This is a genomic window from Streptomyces sp. NPDC005574, from assembly GCF_040605435.1.
Classification (GTDB): domain Bacteria; phylum Actinomycetota; class Actinomycetes; order Streptomycetales; family Streptomycetaceae; genus Streptomyces.
In genome coordinates this window covers 1-22,852 of the sequence record NZ_JBEXCW010000090.1, presented here as the reverse complement: position 1 = coordinate 22,852, position 22,852 = coordinate 1, and the positions used below count along the sequence as shown (strand labels likewise).

Below are 22,852 nucleotides of genomic sequence, written 5' to 3'. Positions count from 1 at the left end.
CATCAACGATGGCGGATGCCAAGGTCATTCCGTTCGACGACGACCGGTCCCGCGGGAGCGCCGCGCAGCGGCCGCAGCGGCGCCGGAGCACGGGAAGCCGGCGCAAGAGCACGGAACCCGCGGTGATGCACGAGGTCCAGCCCCTGCCCATCGCGACGGCCGCGGTAGATGATGTTCCTGTGACCCGTGAGGAACAGCCGCCCCGGCAGCCGCAGTCCGCCGGCGAGCCCGCCGACGGGCCGGGCGCGCTGGAGCGGCGGGTGGCCGGCGGTCTCGCCTTCCTGCGCCGCCGCCTCACCGGTGACTACGAGGTCGACGACTTCGGCTACGACGAGGAGTTGACCGACCAGGTCCTGATGTCCCTGCTCCGCCCGCTGTACGAGAAGTACTTCCGGGTCGAGGTGAAGGGCATCGAGAACATCCCGTCCGACGGCGGCGCCCTGATCGTCGCCAACCACTCCGGCACGCTGCCGCTGGACGGCCTGATGATGCAGGTCGCCGTGCACGACAACCATCCGGCGGGGCGGCATCTGCGCCTGCTCGCGGCGGATCTGGTGTTCATGCTGCCCGTGGTCAACGAGCTGGCCCGCAAGCTGGGTCACACCCTGGCCTGCGCTCAGGACGCGGAACGGCTGCTCGGCCAGGGCGAACTGGTCGGGGTCATGCCGGAGGGCTTCAAGGGCATCGGCAAGCCCTTCAACGAGCGGTACAAGCTCCAGCGGTTCGGCCGGGGCGGCTTCGTCTCCACCGCGCTGCGCCACGGCACGCCGATCATCCCCTGCTCGATCGTCGGGGCCGAGGAGATCTACCCGATGATCGGCAACGCCAAGACGCTGGCCCGGGTGCTGGGCTTCCCGTACTTCCCGCTCACGCCGACCTTCCCGTGGCTGGGCCCGCTCGGGGCGATCCCGCTGCCGACGAAGTGGACCATCCAGTTCGGCGAGCCGATCCCGACGGACGGCTACCCGCCGGAGGCGGCCGAGGACCCGATGCTGATGTTCAACCTCACCGACCAGGTCAGGGAACAGATCCAGCACACCCTGTACAAGCTGCTGGTGCAGCGCCGGTCGGTGTTCTTCTGAGTCACCGGGCAGCCGGACGCTCTCTTTGCGTACGACGGCGGGGGCGCCCCTCTCTCGAGGGGCGCCCCCGCCGCCGTACGAACCGGGCTGTCAGTCCGCGTCCTCGCCGTCGATACCCAGGCCGGGCAGCAGGCCCGGGAGGAGCGGTGGCAGGGTGACGTCGGGCTCGCCCGACGGGGTGCTGCCGGACGGGGACGCGGTGCCGGTGTCCTGCGGCGGGTCGAGCAGGCCGCCGGTGTCGCCGCCGATCAGTCCGGCGCCGTCGGTGGCCGTGCCCGCCGAGTCGCTCGGGGTGGAGGCGCCACTGCCCGTGCGTCCCTGGTCGGAGGGGCCGCTGCCGGAGCTGGGCGTCGTGGACCGCTGGGTGCCCGAGGAACCGGCGGACGGTGGGCCGGAGCCCTTGCGCTGACCGGTGCCGCCGCCGCGGGACGGCGGCTGCGGAAGCACGGACCGCAGCGGGGCGACCTCTTGGTCTATGGCGTCGAACACCGACGACACCTGCCGGCTCACGTCGCCGAGCTGCACGGGGAGCCGGTCCCGCAGGGCTCCCCAGGCGTCCCGGTGCGACTGGGTGAAGGCGGAGAGGGCCTGCATGGGGCTCAGCGAGTCCGGGTCGCGCCGGTACGCCTCGTGCAGCAGCCGGTGGCCCTCGGCGGCGTCGTACTGCATGCCGGAGAGGGTGCGGCGGATCTCGCCCAGGGACTCGTGGTCGAGGGGGCCGCCGCGGTCTCGCTCGATCAGCCGGCGGGCCTCGCTGAGGCGGGTGGAGGCCTGGTCGAGGTAGGCCTGTCCGCGCTCGTCGTCCCCGTCGGACAGGTAGGTGAGCTTGAAGTCCTCGATGCCGCGCTTGAGGCCGTACAGCGAGTCGCCCGGCAGGGCGTCCGAGCTGGCGGCGGCGACCCCGCCGAAGGCGCTCGCGGCGACCCCGACGCTGAGCCCGCCCGCGGCCAGACCCTTGGTCAGGCGTGAGCGTGGTCGCAGTCTGCCCAGCGGGGACGCCCGGTGCGCACCCCGCTCACGGGAGCGCTGTCCGGGCACGGACAGGTCCGCGGCCTCGCCCGCGGCGGTGCCCTCCAGCATCATGGCCTCGAACATGGCCACCAGCTGAGCCCGCTGGACGACCTTGACCTCGGGGTCCAGCTCAGGTTTGGGCAACTCGCCGAGACCCTGCGCGAAGGCCAGCATGCGGCCCCGCTCGGTCTGTTCCGCAGCAGCCGGGGACGGTGCCGGTCCTTCGGACTGCTCGGCCGCCGGGCCCCGGTCGGATTCCTCCAGGGCCTGGGCGAAGGCGTTCGCCCGCCGGTGCGCCGATACGTTCGCGATCACTGGCGGCACCTCCTCTCGTCATGACGGTCGACTCCCCAGGGGGTCCTGAGGGTTGCACACCCCGACCGAACATGTTCGATCGAGTGATCGAACTCGGCCAGGGGGTGACCACAGGGAGCCTGCATCCCGCACAACGAGTGGCGCGGCACTTGGGTTACGGACGACGGATGATCGGATGGGGGAGTCAACGGACTTTCACCGTAAGCGAGTTGAGTGTTACCGAGTGTTGCCTGTCAGCGGACGTCGTCCGGGAGGAGCCGGGCGAGGGTGCGCACGGCCCGGTACTGGAGGGTTTTGATGGCGCCCTCGTTCTTGCCCATCACCCGGGCGGTCTCCGCCACGGAGAGTCCCTGGAGGAAACGGAGCGTCACGCACTCCTGCTGCTGCGGGTTGAGCCGCCGTACGGCTTCGAGGAGGGCGGCGTTGGAGAGGGACTCCAGGACGGAGTCCTCGGGCGAGCGCTCGACCTCGTTGGCGTCGAGCATCTCGCCGGTCGTCACCTCCAGCCGGAAGCGGCTCGACTTGAAGTGGTCGGCGACCAGGTTGCGGGCGATGGTGACCAGCCACGCGCCGAAGTCGCGGCCCTGCCAGGTGAAGGTGCCGATCCTGCGCAGGGCCCGCAGGAACGTCTCGCTCGTGAGGTCCTCGGCGGTGGCCTTGCCCCCCACGCGGTAGTAGATGTACCGGTACACGGTGTCGCTGTACTGGTCGTAGAGGCGCCCGAAAGCGTCGGACTCGCCCGCTTGGGCGCGTTCGACCAGGTCCATCATGCGGGCGCTGTCGCTGTCCGCGGCGGGACGGCGGGCGGTGGCGGCGCCGGTAGAGCGCCCTCGTCTGCCGACGGCGGCGCCTTCGGCAAGTGCGTAGCACGGGCCGACCGGCTCGGTGGCTACGGCGAGGGTGGGGACGGCGTACGCGGTGGGGACGAAGCCGCGCAACAGGTCTTGGACCGTTGCGCGCAGCGTAGCCAGGCCCGAGGCGTCAACCCCGACGTGTGGGTACACGGGACTCCCAGAGGCAGAGCTTCCATCACGTGCAGTGCGGGACCGTTCACCCGTCGTAGCGACGGATAGGTACCGGTGTGCGTCTGAGGAGAATAACGCTTAGTGCAGGCGCTGCTACACCCAGTTGCTCAAATCATCGATTACGTCGCTTCTGTAACCGATTGATGCCCGATCAAGCACCGCAGAGTGACCATTTGTTGATCGGAACGAGTCACGTTCCGTCATGGTCCGGGGCGTGTTGTGGCCGTGTGCAGCCAACATGACTGGACAGCGGCCTGTCGGGGAAGGACCCGTGGATTGGCCGGGTTTGGCGCGCGACACCGCGGGAGCGGCCGGATCGATCACGGCGTCCACGAGACGTGCGGGGCTCTCCCGGCGCGCGGGGCTCCCATCGCGCGCGGGGCTTCGGAAGCGGGGGCCGCTCGGTGCGGGCTCGGGGCCGGGGGGTGGGCCGGCGTCAGCGGCGGCGGCGGTGCAGGGCGATCGCCGCCGCCGTGCCGCCGGCCACCGCGCCGACGCCGGCCGCCGCCGGGATGCCGACCTTGGCCGCCTTGCGGCCGGTGCGGTAGTCGCGCAGTCGCCACTCCAGCCGGCGGGCGTGCTTGCGCAGCTTGGAGTCCGGGTTGATGGCGTAGGGATGTCCCACCAGCGACAGCATCGGGATGTCGTTGTGGGAGTCGCTGTACGCGGCGCAGCGGCCGAGGTCCAGGCCCTCGGCGGACGCCAGGGCGCGGACCGCCTCCGCCTTCGCCGGGCCGTGCAGCGGTTCGCCGACCAGCTTGCCCGTGTAGACCCCGCCCACCGACTCCGCGACCGTGCCGAGGGCGCCGGTCAGGCCGAGCCGCCGGGCGATCACCGTGGCGATCTCCACGGGGGCCGCCGTCACCAGCCAGACCTTCTGTCCGGCGTCCAGGTGCGCCTGGGCCAGCGCGCGGGTGCCCGGCCAGATGCGCTCGGCCATGTACTCGTCGTAGATCTCCTCGCCGATGGACTGCAGCTCGGCGACGCGGTGGCCCTTGACGATCGACAGGGCCGAGTCGCGGGCCTCCTGCATGTGTTCGGGGTCCTCGACCCCGGCCAGCCGGAACCACGCCTGCTGCCAGGCGAACTTGGCGAGGTCGCGGGTCTCGAAGAACTTCCGCTTGTACAGGCCGCGGCCGAAGTGGAACAGCGCGGCGCCCTGCATGACGGTGTTGTCGAGGTCGAAGAAGGCGGCGGCCCGGTCGTCGCCGAGGACCGGGAAGACCGGTTCCGCGGCTGCCGCGGAAGCGTCCTCCACCTCCTGCGACGACTTGCGCGCGGCCTCGGCCGAAGCCTCGCCTGCCAACACGCTCCGCGCCGTGGCGGAGCGCCTACGGGGGGTGAGCCATCCAAGAGCGGCCATGGCGTGAGCATAGCCAGTCTGTTCGGAAGTTCCGGAGTCGCGAGGTTTGGAGGCTGTGAACACTCCGCGACCGCGCCGTTAAAGAAGCGCTCCGCCCCGTACGGGAGGCGGATCCACCGGGCGTGTTGCCCGGGCGCGTTCCGGCGCGAGAATGGCGGGCATGAGTCCCATCTTCCGCCGTAAGGCCGCCCGCGCTCCCGAGGACCGGCTCGTCACGCTGATCCGCAAGCCGGGCTGCCATCTGTGCGACGACGCGCAGGCCGTGATCGAGAAGGTCTGCGCCGACCTGGGGGTGCCCTGGGAGGGCAAGGACATCAGTGAGGACGCCGAGCTGCACCGGGAGTACTGGGAACAGATTCCCGTGGTACTCGTCGACGGCGAACAGCACACCTTCTGGCGCGTGGACGAGGCGCGACTGCGCAGGGCACTGACCGCCGACTGAACTCCGTCTCCGAGCGCCGTCCGAGCCCCGGTGAACCGCTGAGCGGTACTGACCGGACAGTCCAACTAATCCGTGAAGTCGCTTAGGATCGATGGTGACGGAGTCTCGGGGGCGTGGATCGTTGAGGAGAGTGTCGGTTTTGCCCCCAGGAGAAGAGGAACGACGGCGCGGGCGCGCCGGTTCCGTACTCGCGCGCCGGGGGCGCGTGACCCCGGTCACGTTGCCCGGGCAAATCGGACACCATCTTTGTGCACGCGTTCACAAAGACATAGCCTGCTTTCGACGGGGCGGTCCGGGAACGTGTGACCGCCTGCAGCCCCGCTCTACCCGCAGGAGCACCGTGGCAACTGGCCGAACTCACCGACCGGCGACCCGTAGCCGAGGGATTCCCGAGGCCACCGTCGCCCGTCTTCCGCTGTACCTCCGTGCGCTGACCGCACTGTCGGAGCGCTCGGTGCCCACGGTCTCCTCCGAGGAGCTCGCGGCCGCCGCGGGGGTCAACTCCGCGAAGCTGCGCAAGGACTTCTCCTACCTCGGCTCCTACGGGACCCGGGGCGTGGGGTACGACGTCGAGTACCTCGTCTACCAGATCTCCCGCGAACTGGGCCTCACCCAGGACTGGCCCGTGGTGATCGTCGGTATCGGAAACCTCGGTGCCGCGCTCGCCAACTACGGCGGTTTCGCCTCCCGCGGGTTCCGGGTCGCCGCCCTCATCGACGCCGATCCCGCGATGGCCGGGAAGCCCGTCGCCGGTATCCCGGTCCAGCACTCGGACGAGCTCGAGAAGATCATCAAGGACAACGGGGTGTCGATCGGCGTGATCGCGACCCCCGCCGGCGCCGCCCAGCCGGTCTGCGACCGGCTCGTCGCGGCCGGGGTCAGCTCCATCCTGAACTTCGCGCCGACCGTCCTGACCGTCCCGGACGGCGTCGACGTCCGCAAGGTCGACCTCTCCATCGAGCTTCAGATCCTCGCCTTCCACGAGCAGCGCAAGGCCGGCGAGGAAGCCGCCGCGGCCGCCGCCCCGGTCGCCGCCCCCCGCGAGGAGTCCACCGACAAGGGACCCGACGGGGACGTACCCGCCGTGATGCCGGCATGAGTCTCCTCGTCGTCGGGCTGAGCCACCGCAGCGCCCCGGTCAGCGTCCTGGAACGGGTCACGCTGTCCGCGGACGCCCAGACCAAGCTGCTGCAGGACGCCGTCGCCGCCGAGCCGGCCGCCGAGGCCGCCGTCCTCGCCACCTGCAACCGCATCGAGCTGTACGCCGACGTGGACAAGTTCCACGCGGGTGTCGCCGAGCTGTCTACGCTGCTCGCCCAGCACAGCGGCGTCGGCCTGGAGGAGCTCACTCCTTATCTTTACGTGCACTACGAGGACCGGGCCGTCCACCACCTGTTCTCGGTGGCGTGCGGGCTGGACTCCATGGTCGTCGGCGAGGGCCAGGTCCTCGGCCAGATCAAGGACGCCCTCGCCCGGGCGCAGGACCTGCACACCGCCGGCCGCCTGCTGAACGACCTGTTCCAGCAGGCGCTGCGGGTCGGCAAGCGCGCCCACTCCGAGACCGGCATCGACCGCGCCGGGCAGTCCCTGGTCACCTTCGGCCTGGAGCAGCTGTCCGCCGGCACGCCGGTGACCCGGTGGGCCGAGGGCAAGCGCGCGCTGGTGATCGGCGCGGGCTCGATGTCCTCGCTGGCCGCCGCCACGCTCGCGCGTGCCGGGGTGGCCGAGATCGTCATCGCCAACCGCACCCAGGACCGGGCCGAGCGGCTCGTGCGGATCCTCACCGAGGGCGACGACACGGACGTGCCGGCCCGCGCGGTACCGATGGACGCGGTGCCGGCCGAGCTGACACGTGCCGACGTCGCCGTCTCCTGTACGGGGGCGACCGGACTCGTGCTGAGCGCCGAGGACGTCGCCGCCGCGGTCGGGGGCCGGCTGCCCGCCGGTGCCGTGTCCGGACGCCCGGCTCCCGGGGACGCCGTGGGCGCGCACCCCGCGCACGACCTGCCGCCCACCTCCGTCGGGACCGAGGAGGGCTGCCCGCTCGACCTGTCGGCGGTGCAGGGCGCGACCGGGTTCTCGGTGGCCGGGGAGGCCGCCGTGGCCGGGATGGACGCGGCCCAGCTGGAGCAGCACGCGGCCTGGGTGGTGGGCGGCACCGTCGACCGCCGGGACAGTGCCCGCCGTCCCGAGGCCGACGCCGAACTGATCACCGCGCTCGCCGCGACCGCGGCCACCGCCGGCCGCATCCCCGAGCGGCGCAGGCCCGAACCGGCCGCCGCGGCACCCCGGCCCGAGCCGGTCCTGTTCCTGCTCGACCTGGCCATGCCGCGGGACGTCGACGCGGCCGCGCACCGGCTGGCCGGCGTCCGGCTGGTCGACATCGAGTCACTCGCGGAAGCCTCCGCGGACGCGCCGATGGCGGCCGACGTCGACGAGGTGCGCCGTATCGTCTCCGACGAGGTCGCGGCCTTCGGGGCGGCCCAGCGGGCCGCGCACATCACCCCCACCGTCGTCGCGCTGCGCACCATGGCGGCCGATGTCGTGGCGAACGAGATCGCCCGGCTCGACGGCCGGCTGCCCGGCCTGGACGACAGGCAGCGCGGCGAGATCACCCAGACCGTACGGCGCGTGGTGGACAAGCTGCTGCACGCGCCGACCGTACGGGTCAAGCAGCTCGCGGCCGAACCCGGCGGCGCCGGGTACGCGGACGCGCTGCGCACCCTGTTCGACCTCGACCCCGAGACGGTGGCCGCCGTCTCACGCGCCGAGGACGGCATCGACAAGCCCGAGAAGAACAGCAAGAACCGAGGGCCAGCATGACTGAGGCACCGGCCGGAGCGCCCGCCCGTGGGCGGCCAGACGAACAACGGGCACTGAGGCTCGGGACCAGGCGGAGCAAACTCGCCATGGCCCAGTCCGGGCTGGTGGCGGACGCCGTGCGGAAGGTGACCGGACGGGCCGTCGAGCTCGTCGAGATCACCACGTACGGCGACGTCTCCCGCGAGCATCTCGCGCAGATCGGCGGCACGGGCGTGTTCGTCACGGCCCTGCGGGACGCGCTGCTCGGCGGTGAGGTCGACTTCGCGGTTCACTCGCTGAAGGACCTGCCGACCACGCAGCCCGCGGACCTGGTCCTGGCCGCCGTACCGGTGCGCGAGGACCCGCGTGACGTGCTCGTCGCCCGGGACGCCCTGAAGTTCACCGACCTCCCGCCCGGGGCCCGCATAGGCACCGGTTCGCCGCGCCGCACGGCGCAGCTCAACGCGTACGCGCGCGGCCACGGCCTCGACATCGAGACCGTGCCCGTCCGCGGCAACGTCGACACCCGGATCCGGTACGTCAGGGACGGTGAGCTGGACGCCGTCGTCCTGGCCGCCGCCGGACTGAACCGGATGGGCCGGGCCGACGAGGTGACCGACTTCCTGTCGGTCGACACGATTCTGCCCGCCCCCGGCCAGGGGGCACTCGCGATCGAGTGTGCCGCGGACAACGCGGACCTGATCGCCGCGCTCGGCGAGCTCGACGACCCGTTCACCCGGGCCGCCGTGACCGCCGAACGGTCCCTGCTCGCCGCCCTGGAGGCCGGCTGCAGCGCCCCTGTGGGCGCGCTGGCCGACCTGCCCCCGGTTCACGGCTTCACCCGGTCCTGGGGGACCCCCCAGGACGACGGGCAGATTGTCAAGGAATTGCGCCTGCGGGGCGTCGTCGGCACGACCGACGGCTCGCGCATGGTGCAGTTGTCCACCACCGGTCCCGTGCCCGGGACGTACGACCAGGCAATGGCGCTCGGCCGTGAACTCGCGGCCGAGATGCTGGCCCAGGGCGCGGCCGGTCTGATGGGGGAGCGAACACAGTGAGCCCCACCACTCTTCCCGCCGGTCCGGAACACGGGCACGTCACCTTCCTCGGTGCCGGACCCGGGGATCCGGGACTACTTACTCTCCGCGCCGTGGAGGCGCTGGCGAACGCGGACGTTCTCGTCGCCGAGCACGAGGTGCTCGACGTCGTACGTTTGCATGCCAAGCCGGGTGTGTCCGAGGTGAACACGGACACGAGCCTCGCTGACCCGCCACCGGGCACACCCCAGCTCACGGTGGTTGACAGCACGTCAACAACCGTCGGGGTACCCGCTGTGCGGGATGCGGCACATCTTGTCATGCAGGCCGCGCGGGGCGGCAGGCGGGTCGTGCGCGCGGTGTCCGGGGACCCCGGACTTGATACGTACGCCGCCGAGGAAATGCTCGCCTGCGCCGCCGCGGGTGTGCCCTTCGAGGTCGTGCCCGGTGTCGCCTCGGCCGTCGGTGTGCCCGCCTACGCGGGTGTGCCGCTGCGTGACGCGCAGGGCGCGGACGTACGGTTCGTCGACGCGCGGACGGCTTCGGACCGCTGCTGGACCGAGGTCGGGGCGTCGGACGGCACGGTCGTCGTCTCCACGACGCTCGACTCCGTGGCCGCGGCCGCCGGCGAACTGGTGTCGGCGGGGCGCAAGCCGGACACGCCGATGACCGTCACGATCGCCGGCACCACCACCCGGCAGCGGACGTGGACCGCGACGCTCGGCACGATCGCCCAGACGCTGAAGCAGGCCAAGGTGCTGCCGTCCCCGGAGGGCGGCCGACCGGTGATAGCCGTGGTCGGTGAGCGGTCCGCCGCGGCTCAGCGTGAGCAGCTCTCCTGGTTCGAGTCCAAGCCGCTGTTCGGCTGGAAGGTCCTCGTACCGCGGACGAAGGAGCAGTCGGTCTCGCTCTCCGACCAGTTGCGTTCCTACGGCGCGGTGCCGCACGAGGTGCCGACCATCGCCGTCGAACCGCCGCGCACGCCCCAGCAGATGGAGCGGGCGGTGAAGGGGCTGGTCACCGGACGGTACGAGTGGATCGCCTTCACGTCGGTCAACGCCGTCAAGGCCGTCCGGGAGAAGTTCGAGGAGTACGGGCTCGACGCCCGCGCGTTCGCCGGCATCAAGGTGGCCGCGGTGGGCGAGCAGACGGCGAAGGCGCTGATCGCCTTCGGCGTGAAGCCCGACCTGGTGCCCAGCGGTGAGCAGTCGGCCGCCGGACTGCTGGAGGACTGGCCGCCCTACGACCCGGTCTTCGACCCGATCGACCGGGTGTTCCTGCCGCGCGCCGACATCGCGACCGAGACGCTCGTCGCCGGGCTCATCGAGCTGGGCTGGGAGGTCGACGACGTCACGGCCTACCGGACCGTGCGGGCCTCGCCGCCGCCGGCCGAGACCCGGGAGGCGATCAAGGGCGGCGGGTTCGACGCCGTGCTGTTCACGTCGTCCTCCACCGTGCGCAACCTGGTGGGCATCGCCGGCAAGCCGCACAACGTGACCGTGATCGCGTGCATCGGCCCGGCCACGGCGAAGACCGCGGAGGAGCACGGGCTCCGGGTCGACGTCATGGCGCCCGAGCCGTCCGTGCTCAAACTGGCGCAGGCGCTGGCCGACTTCGGTCTGCGCCGCAGAGCCGCGGCCCGGGAGGCGGGCGACGCGGTGACGCGTCCGAGTGAGCGCAGGCCGGGTGCGCGGCGTCGTCGCTCGACGACCTGAGGGACCGCGGGACCTGGGAAGTGAGCCGCGGGGCGCTCCGCCGGCCGAGTGTGTGCCGGCCGGGGGAGCGCGGCCGCCGACCTTGGACGCGCTGTGCGCCCCGCCGCCTTTTCGGGTGGCGGGGCGTTGCTGTGCGCATGAGCGGTGAGAGGACGCTGCGCGGGCCCGGGACAAGATCATGGCCGGGTGCTCCGCCTGCCGCGCAAGTACGGGTACCCGCCGGACAAGCAGCCCGCGGCGATCGAACGCGTCCTGAAGCAGGCGGAGGAAATGGCGGCGAGCCTCGCCTGAACGTCCGGCCGGGCTCCTGTCCGGGGTGACGGGGCGGGATCCCGGCCAGTTGTGGCGTCAGTGCTCGGACGCGTACGGCAGGAAGGTCGCCCACGCGGCGGGGGCGACGGTGAGGCGGGGGCCCTGGGGGCGCTTGGAGTCGCGGACACGGAGTGCCACCCCCTCCGGTGTCACCCACGTACGTGCGTACCAGCCGAGCCACTACACGATCATCGGCAACCACCTCGCCCAGCACCGGGCGCTGTCGCTCACCGCGATCGGGCTGGCCACCCACATCCTGTCGCTGCCGCAGGGCGCCCGGGTCGACATCCGCAGCCTCGCCGACCGCTTCCCCGAAGGGCGGGACCGCATCTCGTTCGGACTGCGGGAGTTGGAGGCGCACGGCTATCTGGAGCGGGTGCGTGAGCGCGTCTTCCGCTTGTCCGCGACGGAGAAGTGCTGCCGCGAGTGCCGGGCCCGGAGGCGGTGGCTCCCGAGCCCGTCCGCACCGTCTGAGGCCGCCCGGCCGACACGGGCGGACGCTTCCTCGTAGCCGTAGCCGTAGCCGTAGCCGTAGCCGTAGCCGTAGCCGTAGCCGTAGCCGTAGCCGTAGCGCCCGGCCCGCTCCCGCGGCTTCCAGGGCCTGCGCCTCGTCGAGGCGGGCGGCGTTTGGGGCCGACGTCGCGTCGGCAAAGGTGGTGTCGGGGCGGGCGTAGCGTAGGTGGTATGACGACGTACGGATCCTTTCCCGGCACGCGGCCGCGGCGGCTGCGGACCACTCCCGTCATGCGGCGCATGGTGGCCGAGACCCGGCTGCACCCCGCGGACTTCATCCTTCCCGCCTTCGTGCGGGAGGGCGTGGCCGAACCCGTGCCGATCGCGACCATGCCCGGGGTCGTGCAGCACACCCGGGACAGCCTGCGGAAGGCGGCCGTGGAGGCCGTCGAGGCCGGGATCTCCGGGATCATGCTGTTCGGCGTGCCGGAGGAGTCGAAGAAGGACGCCCTGGGGACGCCGGGCACCGACCCGGACGGCATCCTCCAGGTCGCCCTCCGCGACGTGCGGGCCGAGGTCGGGGACGACCTGCTCGTCATGTCCGACCTGTGCCTCGACGAGACGACCGACCACGGGCACTGCGGGGTGCTGGACGCCGAAGGGCGCGTCGACAACGACGCCACGCTCGAACGGTACGCCGAGATGGCCCAGGTCCAGGCCGACGCGGGCGCCCATGTCGTGGGCCCCAGCGGGATGATGGACGGACAGATCGGCGTCGTCCGCGACGCGCTCGACCAGATCGGGCGCGAGGACGTGGCGATCCTCGCCTACACCGTGAAGTACGCGTCCGCGTTCTACGGCCCGTTCCGCGAGGCCGTCGCCTCCTCCCTCAGGGGCGACCGCAAGACCTACCAGCAGGACCCCGCCAACCAGCGGGAGTCGATGCGGGAGCTGGCCCTGGACCTGGCGGAGGGCGCCGACATGGTGATGGTCAAGCCGGCCGGGCCCTACCTCGACATCCTGGCGCGGGTCGCGGACACCGTCGACGTGCCGGTGGCCGCGTACCAGATCTCCGGCGAGTACGCGATGATCGAGGCCGCCGCCGAGCGGGGCTGGATCGACCGCGACCGGGCGATCATGGAGTCGCTGACCGGCATCAAGCGGGCGGGCGCCCGCAACATCCTCACCTACTGGGCCACCGAGGTGGCCCAGAACCTGGCCGCTCGTTAGACCCCCGCTCCAGCGGTACCGCGTGACCGTCCGGGCCGCCGGGGCGGCCGGCCGGTCGCCCCACCGCGGCCGGCCCCTCGTCCCGTACGCCCTGTCCGTCCTCGCAGCCCGTCAGGGCGAGCGCGGTGAGCGCGAGGAGGCCGGCGGCGAGGAGCCTGAGGCGGGTGCGGGCGGGCTGCGCGGACATGGTCGTACGGCCTCTTCGTGAACGGTGGGGGCGGGTACGCAGCCCAGCCTGCGCGGTGATCCCTCCCGCACGCCACGGTCGCCGCGGAATCCGGGACGCCGGTTCCGCGGGACGGTCGCTGACCTGCGGGGACGTTCCCGTCCCGCGGCGTCGGCGCGGGACGCCCGGCGGGAGTGCGGGCGGCGAAGCGGAACGCCGGGCACCATCAAGTCCCGCCGCGGGTTAGGTTGTTGACCCGCCTGTCGAGCCCTGATCGGGAGACGCCCGTGTCCGGTGACGCCCTCAGTCAAGACCCCGCCGAGCTGAGCAGGAGGATCGACACCACACGGGCGCACCCGGCCCGCGTCTACGACGTCTTCCTCGGCGGCAAGGACAACTACCCCGTGGACCGCGCGGCGGCCGCCGCCGCGCTCGCCGCCAACCCGCGCGGCTATCTCGACGTACGCCACAACCGCGACTTCCTGCGCCGGGCCGTCACCACCCTGGCGGGCGAGGACGGCATCCACCAGTTCCTCGACATCGGCACCGGCCTGCCGACCGCGGACAACGTCCACCAGATCGCCCAGCGGATCGCCCCCGACACCCGGGTGGTGTACGTCGACAACGACCCGGTCGTCCTCGCCCACGCGCGTGCCCTGCTCACCAGCGGGCCCGACGGCCGCACCGACTACATCGACGCCGACTTCAGGAACCCGGCGCAGATCCTCGAACAGGCCGCGAAGACACTGGACTTCGACCGGCCGATCGCGCTGTGCCTGGTCGCGCTCCTGCACTTCGTCGAGGACGAGGAGGCGTACCCGATCGTGCGCGACCTCGTGGAGGTACTGCCCGCCGGCAGCCGGGTCGTCCTCAGCCACCTCACCGAGGACCTCAACGCGGAGAACGTGCGTGCGGTCCAACGCACCTACACCGAGCGGGGGTTCACCTTCGTGCTGCGGTCCAGGGCGGAGGTGGAGCGCTTCCTCACCGGCAGCGGGCTGGAGATCGCCGCGCCCGGTGTCGTCCCGGCGCACCACTGGCGGCCCGACCACGCGGCGCCCGTGCCGGAGCAGCCGGAGGCCGCCTACCTCGCGACCCTCGACGACATCGAGAAGGTCCGCTACCGGGACATCAACGACGTCACGGACGCCGACATCAACGTGTACGCGGCGGTGGGGGAGAAGGCCTGAGAGGCCGTCCGGGAGGTCGCTTCCCCTCTCAGCGGCCGAAGACCGATCCGATCCGCGTGCCGGTGCCGTAGGCGAACGAACCGGTGGCGGTCGTACCGCCGGTGGCGCCGCGCAGCACCCAGGCCCCGCCGCCACCACCGTTCTCACCGGGGCCGCCGATGACCAGTTCCGCCCTGCCGTCGCCGGTGGCGTCCACGACGTCGAGGGCACGGCCGAAGAGGTCGTCGGACTCCACCGTGCCGGGCACGCCGGAGGTGTTCTGCGTGAAGAGGCGCGCGCCGGTCGACGTCAGTCCGTGGGCACCGCCCCTGAGGACGACCACGCTGCCCGCCCGCGACGTCGTACCCACGCGCTCCTCGGGGACGCCGATCGCGACATCGGCGTAGCCGTCGCGGTCGATGTCGCCCACCGAGACGGCGTCCCCGAAGCCGTCGCCCTCCTCGGCGGTGCCCGGAACGCCCGGGGTGTCCTGGTCGACGGCGCGTGGTCCGGTGGTCTTCGGCCCGGCGGCGGAGCCGCTGAGAACGGCGATCACCCCGCCCCGGTCGTAGGACGTCGAGTTCGCCACGTCGCCGACCACGATCTCGTCGTACCCGTCGTTGTCCAGGTCGCCCAGGGCGACATCCGAGCCCCCGTCCAAGGGGGTGCCGCCGTCAGTGAGGGTGACGGCCGTCGACAGGCCGTCCTTCGTACCCGCGAAGTACTGGAGGAGTCGGCGTCCGGGCTCCTCCTCGTTCTCCCCGGGAGAGGACGTGGCGGCGGCCACCAGGTCGCTGATGCCGTCCCCGTCCGTGTCACCCGACGCGAGCCGGACGTCGGACCAGCCGACGTCGTCCCGGCCGTCGTACGGACCCAGATCCAGCGCCGCCTCCCGTACCGGGGACCCGGTACGGGTGAAGGGGCCGTAGAACATCGTGGTGTCGGTGGCGACGTCCTGGTTGCCGTCCCCGTCGAAGTCGCCGGTCGTCAGGGCTCTGCCGAGTTCCCCGGACACCTCCGTGCCCTTGATCGTGGAGCCTCCGGACAGGCCGTGCGGGCCTCCCCACAGCACCGTCAGGGTGCCCGAGTCGGGGGCGGAGCCCACATTCTCCCCGGGCGACCCGACGACCAGGTCCGCGTAGCCGTCCCCGTCGAGGTCGGCGCTGGTCACGGAGTCGCCGAACCAGTCGGATACCTCGGCGGAGCCCGGGACACCGGACGAGTTCTGGGTGAGGGTCTGCCTGCGTGCCGTCTTCAGGGCCGATGACGTCGCCCCGTACGAGACCGTGACCGCACCTGCGCCGACCTTCCCGTCGACCGACCTGCTCGGCGCGCCGGCCACGACGTCGCGGTAGCCGTCCCCGTCGAAGTCGTCCTGGAGCACCGCGGCTCCGCTCGTCGCCGCAGCGGTGCCTGACGGCCCGGTGGGCGTGACGACGGCCGCGACGGTCATCGCGACCGCGATGGCCACAGTGGTACGACGTACTCGATCGGTCACGCGGTCTCCTGTGCTGGGTGGGAAGACGGGCCGGGGGCCGTGACACCGCGCATCCCCCGAACGCGCACGGCGCTGCTCACAGGTGTCGGGCACGTCCCCCCTGCCTCCAGAGACCGTCGACTCGGCCGCATGGTTGTACGAGCGGACCTGGCTGGTCGGACCGGGCGCACCGGTCGCATGCGAAATCCGCCGCCGGGCCCGCCGCCCGCCCTCCGCCGGTCCGCATCGCGGAAACCTGGTTGTAGGCGGCAGGTACTTCCCTAGGCTGCGGGCACGCGAGTCCCCGCAGCCGAAGGAGCCGGTCATGACCGCCACCGAGCCCGCGCCCGTCCACGCCCCGCTGCCGCCCCTGGCTGCCCGGACCCGGTCGATCGGCGGCTCGCCCGTACGGGACATCCTGGCCGTCACCGCCCGCCCCGAGGTCATCAATTTCGCGGGCGGGCTCCCGGCGCCGGAGCTGTTCGACGCCGAGGGGATCGCGGCCGCGTACGCCGCGGTCCTCGCCGAGGCGCCCGAACGGGCGCTGCAGTACTCCACCACGGAGGGCGAGCCCGCCCTGCGTACCGCGCTGGCGGAGCGCGCCTCCGCACGCGGACTGCCCACCGCCGCCGACGACATCCTCGTCACCACCGGCTCGCAGCAGGCGCTGTCCCTGCTGGCCACCGCGCTGCTGGAGCCCGGGGACACGGTCCTCGTCGAGAGCCCCTGCTACCTGGCCGCCCTCCAGGCCTTCGGCCTCGCGGGCGCGCGCGTCGTGCCCGTGCCGGGGGACGCCGACGGCGTCGACCCGCAGGCGCTGGAGGAGCTCGTGGTGCGTGAGCGGCCCAAGCTCTTCTACACCGTCCCCACCTTCCAGAACCCGACCGGCCGCACCATGCCCGCCCGGCGCCGGGCGGCCGTCGCCGCCGTCGCGGCCCGCCGGGGCCTGTGGATCATCGAGGACGACCCGTACGGCGAGCTTCGTTTCGAGGGCGGCCGGGTGCCGTGGATCGCCGCCCACGAGGAGGCCGGCGACCGGGTCGTGCTGCTCGGCTCCTTCTCCAAGGTGATGGCCCCGGGGCTGCGGCTGGGCTGGCTGCGGGCGCCGGCCGAACTGCGCCGGGCCTGCGTGGTCGCCAAGCAGGCCGCCGATCTGCACACCCCGACCCTCAACCAGCTGGCCGCGGCACGGTACTTGGCGGACCGCGACCTGGACGCGCACGTCGCCCGGGTGGCCGGCGTGTACCGCGAGCGCCGCGACGCCATGCTCGCCGGACTGGCCGACGCGCTCCCCGAGGGCTCGGCCTGGGACCGTCCCGAGGGCGGCATGTTCCTGTGGGCCCGGCTGCCCGGGTCCTACGACACCACAGCCCTGCTCCCGCGGGTGGTGCGGCAGGAGGTGGCGTACGTCCCCGGCGCACCCTTCTACGCCGGCGAGCCCGATCGCGCGACGCTGCGGCTGTGCTTCGTGACGCAGACGCCGAAGGAGATCGCGGAGGGGCTGCGCAGGCTGCGGCGGGGCCTGCGGGACTGAACCCGGCCCGCGGGCAGCCGGGTCGAGTCCCGGACGGCGCTGCTCAGGACACCGGGGTCAGTCCCACCAGAAGGACCAGGTGTGCTCGCCGACGAGGTCCCCGGCGTAGGCCCGCAGGGTGTCCGGTCCGTCCTGCAGGACCGTGTCCGGGCAGAACGCGAAGTGCTCCGCCGCCACCGCCTCGGCCTCTTCCTGGGTGGCGGGCGGGGCGGCCACGGACACCACCAGGGTGTCGAAGCCGAGCGCGACGACCCGTATCCCGAAGCGGTCCTCCCAGGAGCGCAGCACCGCGCACAGCCTCGCCACGTCGTCCTCGTAGTTCAGCGGGCCGCTCCAGCCGATGGCCGCGGGGATGTCGGCGGAGCGGCGGGCCGGCACCAGTGCGAGGCGCGGCTCCTTGAGCCAGGAACGCGGCCCGCCGGTCAGCGAGTCGGCGACCTGGGCGGCCCGGGTGTCGGGGTCGGCGGTGAAGCGGGCGGCGGCCGGGGCGAGTCCGGGCCAGTAGGGGCCGAAGGGGGCGAGAACGGGCGCGCGGTCGTGGGCGCCGGCACCGGCGTCCGTGTCGTCGGGGGCGAGTTCGTCCTCCGCGTTGTCCTGCCAGTACTCCGCGAGGACCTCCTCGGCGTCGTGGTCCCCGGGGTACGAGGTGTCGCCCGGCATCAACTCCCAGTCCTCCGGGCCGCCCTGGAGGCCGCCGACGTCGATGAGGACCGGGAGCAGACCGGCCCGGGCGGCCGGGGTGCCGAGCGCCGCCCAGTTGCCGCTGGACGCGGGCTGCCCGGCGTACCACAACAGCGGTTCGTGCCAGGGGCCTTCGTCGGTCGCGTCGGTCAGTGTGCCGAGCGGGAGTCGCAGCCCGAGGGAGCGGCCGCTCGGGTCGGCCGCCAGCGAGGGCAGCGGGTTGGGAAGTGTGGCCATGCCGGTGACTGTAGGGGCCGCCACTGACAATGGGACGGCGCGGCCCCCACGGCCGGTCGCAGCGGTCGGGCCTCAGAGGCGCTCGGGCGTCCTGATGCCGAGCAGGGCCATGCCCCGGTGGAGCGTGCGGGCCGTCACGTCGGACAGGAACAGGCGGTTCTCCACCTGCTCGGGCGTCTCGGCCTTCAGCACCGGGCACTTGTCGTAGAACGTGGTGAACAGCGAGGCCAACTGGTAGAGGTAGGCGGCCAGTTTGTGCGGGGCGTACTCCGCGGCCGCGTCCGCGACGGTCTCCGCGAAGGCGTCCGCGTGCAGGCCCAGCGCCCGCTCCGCCTCGGCCAGTTCGAGCTCCGGGTGGGCCGCGGGGCGCACCTCCCCGGCCTTGCGCAGGATCGACTGGATACGGGCGTAGGCGTACTGGAGGTACACGCTGGTGTCGCCGTTCAGCGAGACCATCTGGTCCAGGTCGAACTTGTAGTCGCGGTTGGCCGAGGTCGACAGGTCGGCGTACTTCACCGCGCCGACGCCCACCTGGGTGCCGCGCTCGGCGATCTCCTCCTCGGACAGCTGCTGCTGGACGTCCTTCTCCCGCACGACGGCGGTCGCCCGCTCCACCGCCTCGTCGAGGAGGTCGACCAGCTTGACCGTCTCGCCCTCACGGGTCTTGAACGGCTTGCCGTCCTTGCCGAGGACCGTGCCGAAGGCGAGCTGGTGGGCCTTCACGTCCTCACCCAGCCAGCCGGCCCGGCGCGCGGTCTCGAAGACCATCTTGAAGTGCAGTGACTGGCGCGCGTCGACGACGTAGACCAGCGTGTTCGCCTTCAGGCCGAACACCCGGTCCCGGATCGCCGACAGGTCGGTGGCCGCGTAGCCGTAGCCGCCGTCCGACTTCTGCACGATCAGCGGGACCGGGTTGCCGTCCGGGCCCTTGACGTCGTCGAAGAAGACGCAGAGGGCGCCCTCGGAACGGACCGCGACGCCGGAGTCCTCCAGCAGGCGGCAGGTCTCCGCGAGCATGTCGTTGTAGCCGGACTCGCCGACGATGTCCGCGTCCCGGATCTCCATGTCGAGCTTGTCGAAGACGGAGAAGAAGTAGATCTTCGACTCGTCGACGAACTTCTGCCAGACAGCGAGCGTGTGCGGGTCGCCGGCCTGGAGGTCGACCACCCGGCGGCGGGCCCGCGTCTTGAACTCCTCGTCGGAGTCGAAGAGTTTGCGCGCCGACTTGTAGAGGCGGTCGAGGTTCGACATGGCCTCCTCGCCGGAGACCCGGGTGTCCTTGTGGTCCAGCTCGTGCGGGTGCTCGTCGAGGAACTGGATGAGCATGCCGAACTGGGTGCCCCAGTCGCCGATGTGGTGGCGCCGCACCACGCTCTCACCGGTGAACTCCAGCAGCTGGACCACCGCGTCGCCGATCACCGCGGAGCGCAGGTGGCCGACGTGCATCTCCTTCGCCACGTTCGGCTGGGCGTAGTCGATGACCGTGGTGCCCGGGTGCTGGGCGAGGGGCACGCCGAGGCGGGCCGGGTCCGCGTAGCGGGCGGCGAGGTTCTCGACGATCGCCTTGTCGCTGAGCGTGATGTTCAGGAAGCCGGGTCCGGAGACCTCGATGTCCTTGATCACGTCACCCGACTCGACCCGGGCGACCACCTGGGCCGCGAGCTCGCGCGGGTTGGCCTTCGCCTTCTTGGCGAGCGCGAGGATGCCGTTGGCCTGGAAGTCGGCCCGGTCGCTACGTCGCAGCAGCGGGTCGGCGGAGCCGGCCTCCGGCAGGGCTGCCGAGAGAGCCGCCGCGAGGCGCTGCTGGACGGAGTCGCTGAGGGACGTGACCGAGGCCATGGAATGGGTGCCGTTCTGCTCGGGTTCCGGGAGGTGCTGAGTACAGGAAACCCAGTATCCCATGCGGTGAAAAGCCGTTTTCGCTCTTCCGGCCCGAGCTGGGAGAATGGTCCGGTCAGCCGTACTGGCGTATGAGAAAGAAGGACGTGCCGATCGTGGCTCAGAGCACCGAGACCACCGACTGGGTCTCCCGTTTCGCGGACGAGGTCATCGAGGAGTCGGAGCGTCGGGCTTCGGGCGCGAAACACCCTGGTGCCGCCGCACCGGTGATCGTCGTCGCGTCCGGGCTCTCGCCGTCCGGCCCCATCCACCTGGGCAACCTCCGCGAGGTCATGACCCCGCACCTCGTCGCCGACGAGATCAGGCGCCGCGGCCACCAGGTCCGGCACCTCATCTCCTGGGACGACTACGACCGCTACCGCAAGGTGCCGGCCGGTATCGAGGGGATCGACGACTCGTGGGCCGAGCACATCGGCAAGCCGCTGACCTCGGTGCCCGCCCCCGCGGGGTCACCGCACCCCAACTGGGCCGAGCACTTCAAGGCCGCCATGGTCGAGTCGCTGGCCGAGCTGGGCGTCGAGTTCGACGGCATCAGCCAGACCGAGCAGTACACCTCCGGGGCCTACCGCGAGCAGATCCTGCACGCCATCCGGCACCGCGGCGAGATCGACGCGATCCTGGACCAGTACCGCACGAAGAAGGCCCCGGCGAAGAAGCAGCAGAAGCCGGCCGACGAGGCCGAGCTGGAGGCCGCCGAGGGCTCCGGCGCGGCCGGTGAGGACGACGGCAGCTCCGGCTCCGCCGGCTACTTCCCGTACAAGCCGTACTGCGGCAACTGCGAGAAGGACCTCACCACCGTCACCGCCTACGACGACGACTCGACCGAGCTGACGTACGCCTGCACGGCCTGCGGCTTCTCCGAGACCGTCCGGCTGAACGAGTTCAACCGCGGCAAGCTGGTGTGGAAGGTCGACTGGCCGATGCGCTGGGCCTACGAGGGCGTGGTGTTCGAGCCGAGCGGCGTCGACCACTCCTCCCCGGGCTCCAGCTTCCAGGTCGGCGGGCAGATCGTCGGGATCTTCGGCGGCAAGCAGCCCATCGGGCCCATGTACGCGTTCGTGGGCATCAGCGGCATGGCCAAGATGTCCTCGTCCAAGGGCGGGGTGCCGACCGCCGCCGACGCGCTCAAGATCATGGAACCGCAGCTCCTGCGCTGGCTGTACGCCCGGCGCCGGCCCAACCAGTCGTTCAAGATCGCCTTCGACCAGGAGATCCAGCGCCTGTACGACGAGTGGGACAAGCTGGAGGCGAAGGTCGCTGGGGGCACCTCCCAGGCTGTCGGCTCCGGGGGAGGGTCCGCGCTCCCGGCCGACGTCGCCGCGTACTCCCGCGCGGTCGGCACCGCCGGCGGTGAGCTGCCGCGCACGCCGCGGCCGCTGCCGTACCGCACACTGGCGTCCGTCGCCGACATCACCGCCGGGCACCAGGACCAGGCGCTGCGCATCCTCAGCGACCTCGACCCGCAGCACCCGCTCGGCTCCCTCGACGAGGCCCGGCCGCGCTACGACCGGGCCGAGGCGTGGATCAACACCCAGGTCCCCGCCGACCAGCGCACCATCGTCCGTGCCGAGCCCGACGCGGAGCTGCTGAAGTCGCTCGACGAGCCGTCCCGGCAGTCGCTGCGCCTGCTGCTCGACGGACTGGCGGACCACTGGTCGCTCGACGGGCTCAGCCACCTCGTCTACGGAGTGCCCAAGGTCCAGGCGGGTTTCTCGGCCGACGCCACGCCGAAGGAGCTGCCGCCGGAGATCAAGACGGCCCAGCGGACGTTCTTCGCGCTGCTCTACCACCTGCTGGTGGGCCGTGACACCGGCCCCCGGCTGCCCACGCTGCTGCTCGCGGTGGGGCAGGAGCGGGTGCGGACCCTGCTGGGGGAGTGACCCCGGGCCGGGTCGCTCCCGGCCGCGCACGCGAGAGGCCCTCGTACGGAACCGGAACCACGGAACCGTACGAGGGCCTCTCGTCATGGGTCGGACGTCATGTGCCGCCTGCCGCCTGCCGCCTGCCGCCTGCCGCCCGCCGCCTGCGGCCCGCTGCCGCTGCCGCTGTCGGCTCAGGCGATGTGGTCCTCTTCCATCTCCGCCGTGTGGCGCTGCTGGAAGCGCTCGGCGAGGTTCTTCAGCGCGCTGGGGCTCAGCGCCGTCCCGTAGGTCGCCTCGATGTTGTCGCCGAGGACGCGGGGCGTGGGGTAGCTGCCGTCTATCGACTGGCGGAACACCTGGTAGTACGACTCCTCGTCCGGCTCGACGGGCGGGGTGCCGCCGCCCTCACCGAGCTGACGGGTCCGGTTGGGGCCCGACGGGATGGGGAAGGTCCCGGTCTCCTCCGACGCGGACTCCCGCACCGGCTCGGCCTCGCCGGCCGGCTCCCGGTACCGGTCGTACTGCTCGAACTGCCCGTACGGGCCGTACTGCTCGGCCTGCTGCTGCTCGTCGTACCACTGCGCGTACTGCTCCGGGTCGTACGTCGGGTCGTAGCCGCCCTCGTAGACCGTCTCCTGCGGGGGCGGGGTGTTGAACCACGGGCTCTGCTCCGGCTCGGGCGCCCGCGCGGGCTGCCGCGGTGCGGAGTCCGCGCGCTCGGAGCCGGGCGTGCCGGCGAGTTCGAGGCGCTGCTCACCGGGCGCCGCCGCGGGCTGGGCCGCGGACGCGGTCTCCTCACCCCGGCCGCCCACCGTGACCTCCGGCCGCGGCGCCGGGGGCAGCAGCGCCGGTTCGATGCCGGCTGCCGCGAGCCCGGAGGGCGAGGTCTCCGCCAGCGGGACGCCGTAGCGCGCCAGGCGCAGCGGCATCAGGGACTCCACCGGAGCCTTGCGCCGCCAGGCCCGGCCGAAGCGGGAGCGCAGCCGCGCCTGGTAGACGAGACGTTCCTGCTCCAGCTTGATGACCTGCTCGTAGGAGCG

Annotated in this window: 18 protein-coding genes and 3 pseudogenes; 13 read left to right on the top strand and 8 right to left on the bottom strand. The window is 72.3% G+C overall.

What is annotated here, in order from left to right; translation table 11 throughout:
• The first annotated feature begins 8 nt into the window (after positions 1–8).
• Complete coding sequence (locus ABZT03_RS35030; protein ID WP_356046944.1) at positions 9–1,082, top strand: lysophospholipid acyltransferase family protein; 1,074 nt, start codon at positions 9–11, stop codon at positions 1,080–1,082.
• 90 nt (positions 1,083–1,172) lie between these two features.
• Here the strand turns inward: ABZT03_RS35030 and ABZT03_RS35025 are convergent, their stop codons facing one another.
• The 3 genes from ABZT03_RS35025 to ABZT03_RS35015 all read right to left on the bottom strand — a co-directional run bounded on the left by ABZT03_RS35025 (position 1,173) and on the right by ABZT03_RS35015 (position 4,796).
• Positions 1,173–2,408: a DUF5667 domain-containing protein gene (locus ABZT03_RS35025; RefSeq protein WP_356046942.1), complete on the bottom strand. Its 1,236-nt coding sequence runs from the start codon at positions 2,406–2,408 to the stop codon at positions 1,173–1,175.
• A 233-nt stretch (positions 2,409–2,641) separates the two neighbouring features.
• Positions 2,642–3,412, bottom strand: coding sequence for an ECF subfamily RNA polymerase sigma factor, BldN family (locus ABZT03_RS35020; protein WP_356046941.1), 771 nt, complete (start codon positions 3,410–3,412; stop codon positions 2,642–2,644).
• A 457-nt stretch (positions 3,413–3,869) separates the two neighbouring features.
• Entirely contained in the window at positions 3,870–4,796 is a 927-nt protein-coding gene (locus ABZT03_RS35015) for an HAD-IB family hydrolase (protein ID WP_356046939.1), read from the bottom strand.
• A 151-nt stretch (positions 4,797–4,947) separates the two neighbouring features.
• On the opposite strand from ABZT03_RS35015, the gene ABZT03_RS35010 reads away from it, so the two are divergent.
• The 6 genes from ABZT03_RS35010 to ABZT03_RS34985 all read left to right on the top strand — a co-directional run bounded on the left by ABZT03_RS35010 (position 4,948) and on the right by ABZT03_RS34985 (position 11,083).
• Complete coding sequence (locus ABZT03_RS35010; protein ID WP_356046937.1) at positions 4,948–5,238, top strand: glutaredoxin family protein; 291 nt, start codon at positions 4,948–4,950, stop codon at positions 5,236–5,238.
• 340 nt (positions 5,239–5,578) lie between these two features.
• Entirely contained in the window at positions 5,579–6,337 is a 759-nt protein-coding gene (locus ABZT03_RS35005) for a redox-sensing transcriptional repressor Rex (RefSeq protein ID WP_356046935.1), read from the top strand.
• Positions 6,334–8,061 carry a glutamyl-tRNA reductase gene (locus ABZT03_RS35000; protein ID WP_356046933.1) on the top strand — a complete coding sequence of 576 codons (1,728 nt, stop codon included), beginning with the start codon at positions 6,334–6,336 and terminating at the stop codon, positions 8,059–8,061. Before ABZT03_RS35005 ends, ABZT03_RS35000 begins: the two co-directional genes overlap by 4 nt.
• The gene (hemC, locus tag ABZT03_RS34995; protein WP_356046932.1) at positions 8,058–9,098 is read left to right on the top strand and encodes a hydroxymethylbilane synthase; all 1,041 of its coding nucleotides are present in this window, start codon (positions 8,058–8,060) and stop codon (positions 9,096–9,098) included. Before ABZT03_RS35000 ends, hemC begins: the two co-directional genes overlap by 4 nt.
• A complete protein-coding gene (locus tag ABZT03_RS34990; protein WP_356046930.1) occupies positions 9,095–10,792 on the top strand; it encodes a bifunctional uroporphyrinogen-III C-methyltransferase/uroporphyrinogen-III synthase in 1,698 nt (565 codons plus the stop codon). Before hemC ends, ABZT03_RS34990 begins: the two co-directional genes overlap by 4 nt.
• Before the next feature lie 186 nt (positions 10,793–10,978).
• Positions 10,979–11,083 (top strand): type I restriction enzyme endonuclease domain-containing protein, encoded by a 105-nt coding sequence (locus ABZT03_RS34985; RefSeq protein ID WP_356046928.1) that lies wholly within the window; start codon positions 10,979–10,981, stop codon positions 11,081–11,083.
• A 57-nt stretch (positions 11,084–11,140) separates the two neighbouring features.
• On the opposite strand, the pseudogene ABZT03_RS34980 reads toward ABZT03_RS34985, so the two are convergent.
• Positions 11,141–11,236, bottom strand: a pseudogene (locus tag ABZT03_RS34980) (DUF397 domain-containing protein); the annotation flags it as partial.
• A 55-nt stretch (positions 11,237–11,291) separates the two neighbouring features.
• Between ABZT03_RS34980 and ABZT03_RS34975 the strand changes: the two are divergent.
• The 4 genes and pseudogenes from ABZT03_RS34975 to ABZT03_RS34960 all read left to right on the top strand — a co-directional run.
• Positions 11,292–11,492 (top strand): annotated as a pseudogene (locus tag ABZT03_RS34975) (helix-turn-helix domain-containing protein); the annotation flags it as partial.
• 296 nt (positions 11,493–11,788) lie between these two features.
• Complete coding sequence (gene hemB, locus ABZT03_RS34970) at positions 11,789–12,787, top strand: porphobilinogen synthase (protein WP_356046926.1); 999 nt, start codon at positions 11,789–11,791, stop codon at positions 12,785–12,787.
• Between the two features lie 22 nt (positions 12,788–12,809).
• Positions 12,810–12,995, top strand: coding sequence for a hypothetical protein (locus ABZT03_RS34965; protein ID WP_356046924.1), 186 nt, complete (start codon positions 12,810–12,812; stop codon positions 12,993–12,995).
• Positions 12,996–13,240: 245 nt separating this feature from the next.
• Positions 13,241–14,143, top strand: a complete 903-nt coding sequence (locus tag ABZT03_RS34960) for an SAM-dependent methyltransferase (protein WP_356046922.1) — start codon at positions 13,241–13,243, stop codon at positions 14,141–14,143.
• Positions 14,144–14,171: 28 nt separating this feature from the next.
• Here ABZT03_RS34960 and ABZT03_RS34955 read toward each other — a convergent pair whose 3' ends face one another.
• Positions 14,172–15,620 (bottom strand): FG-GAP-like repeat-containing protein, encoded by a 1,449-nt coding sequence (locus ABZT03_RS34955; RefSeq protein WP_356046920.1) that lies wholly within the window; start codon positions 15,618–15,620, stop codon positions 14,172–14,174.
• 304 nt (positions 15,621–15,924) lie between these two features.
• On the opposite strand from ABZT03_RS34955, the gene ABZT03_RS34950 reads away from it, so the two are divergent.
• Entirely contained in the window at positions 15,925–17,133 is a 1,209-nt protein-coding gene (locus ABZT03_RS34950; protein WP_356046918.1) for a PLP-dependent aminotransferase family protein, read from the top strand.
• A gap of 57 nt (positions 17,134–17,190) precedes the next feature.
• On the opposite strand, the gene ABZT03_RS34945 is transcribed toward ABZT03_RS34950, so the two are convergent.
• Both ABZT03_RS34945 and argS read right to left on the bottom strand, forming a co-directional pair.
• On the bottom strand, positions 17,191–18,051 hold the full coding sequence (locus tag ABZT03_RS34945) for a DUF4253 domain-containing protein (protein ID WP_356046916.1): 861 nt from the start codon (positions 18,049–18,051) through the stop codon (positions 17,191–17,193).
• A gap of 72 nt (positions 18,052–18,123) precedes the next feature.
• Complete coding sequence (gene argS, locus ABZT03_RS34940; protein ID WP_356046957.1) at positions 18,124–19,890, bottom strand: arginine--tRNA ligase; 1,767 nt, start codon at positions 19,888–19,890, stop codon at positions 18,124–18,126.
• 146 nt (positions 19,891–20,036) lie between these two features.
• On the opposite strand from argS, the gene lysS reads away from it, so the two are divergent.
• On the top strand, positions 20,037–21,830 hold the full coding sequence (gene lysS / locus ABZT03_RS34935) for a lysine--tRNA ligase (RefSeq protein ID WP_356046956.1): 1,794 nt from the start codon (positions 20,037–20,039) through the stop codon (positions 21,828–21,830).
• 173 nt (positions 21,831–22,003) lie between these two features.
• On the opposite strand, the pseudogene ABZT03_RS34930 reads toward lysS, so the two are convergent.
• Positions 22,004–22,852 (bottom strand): annotated as a pseudogene (locus tag ABZT03_RS34930) (hypothetical protein); the annotation flags it as partial.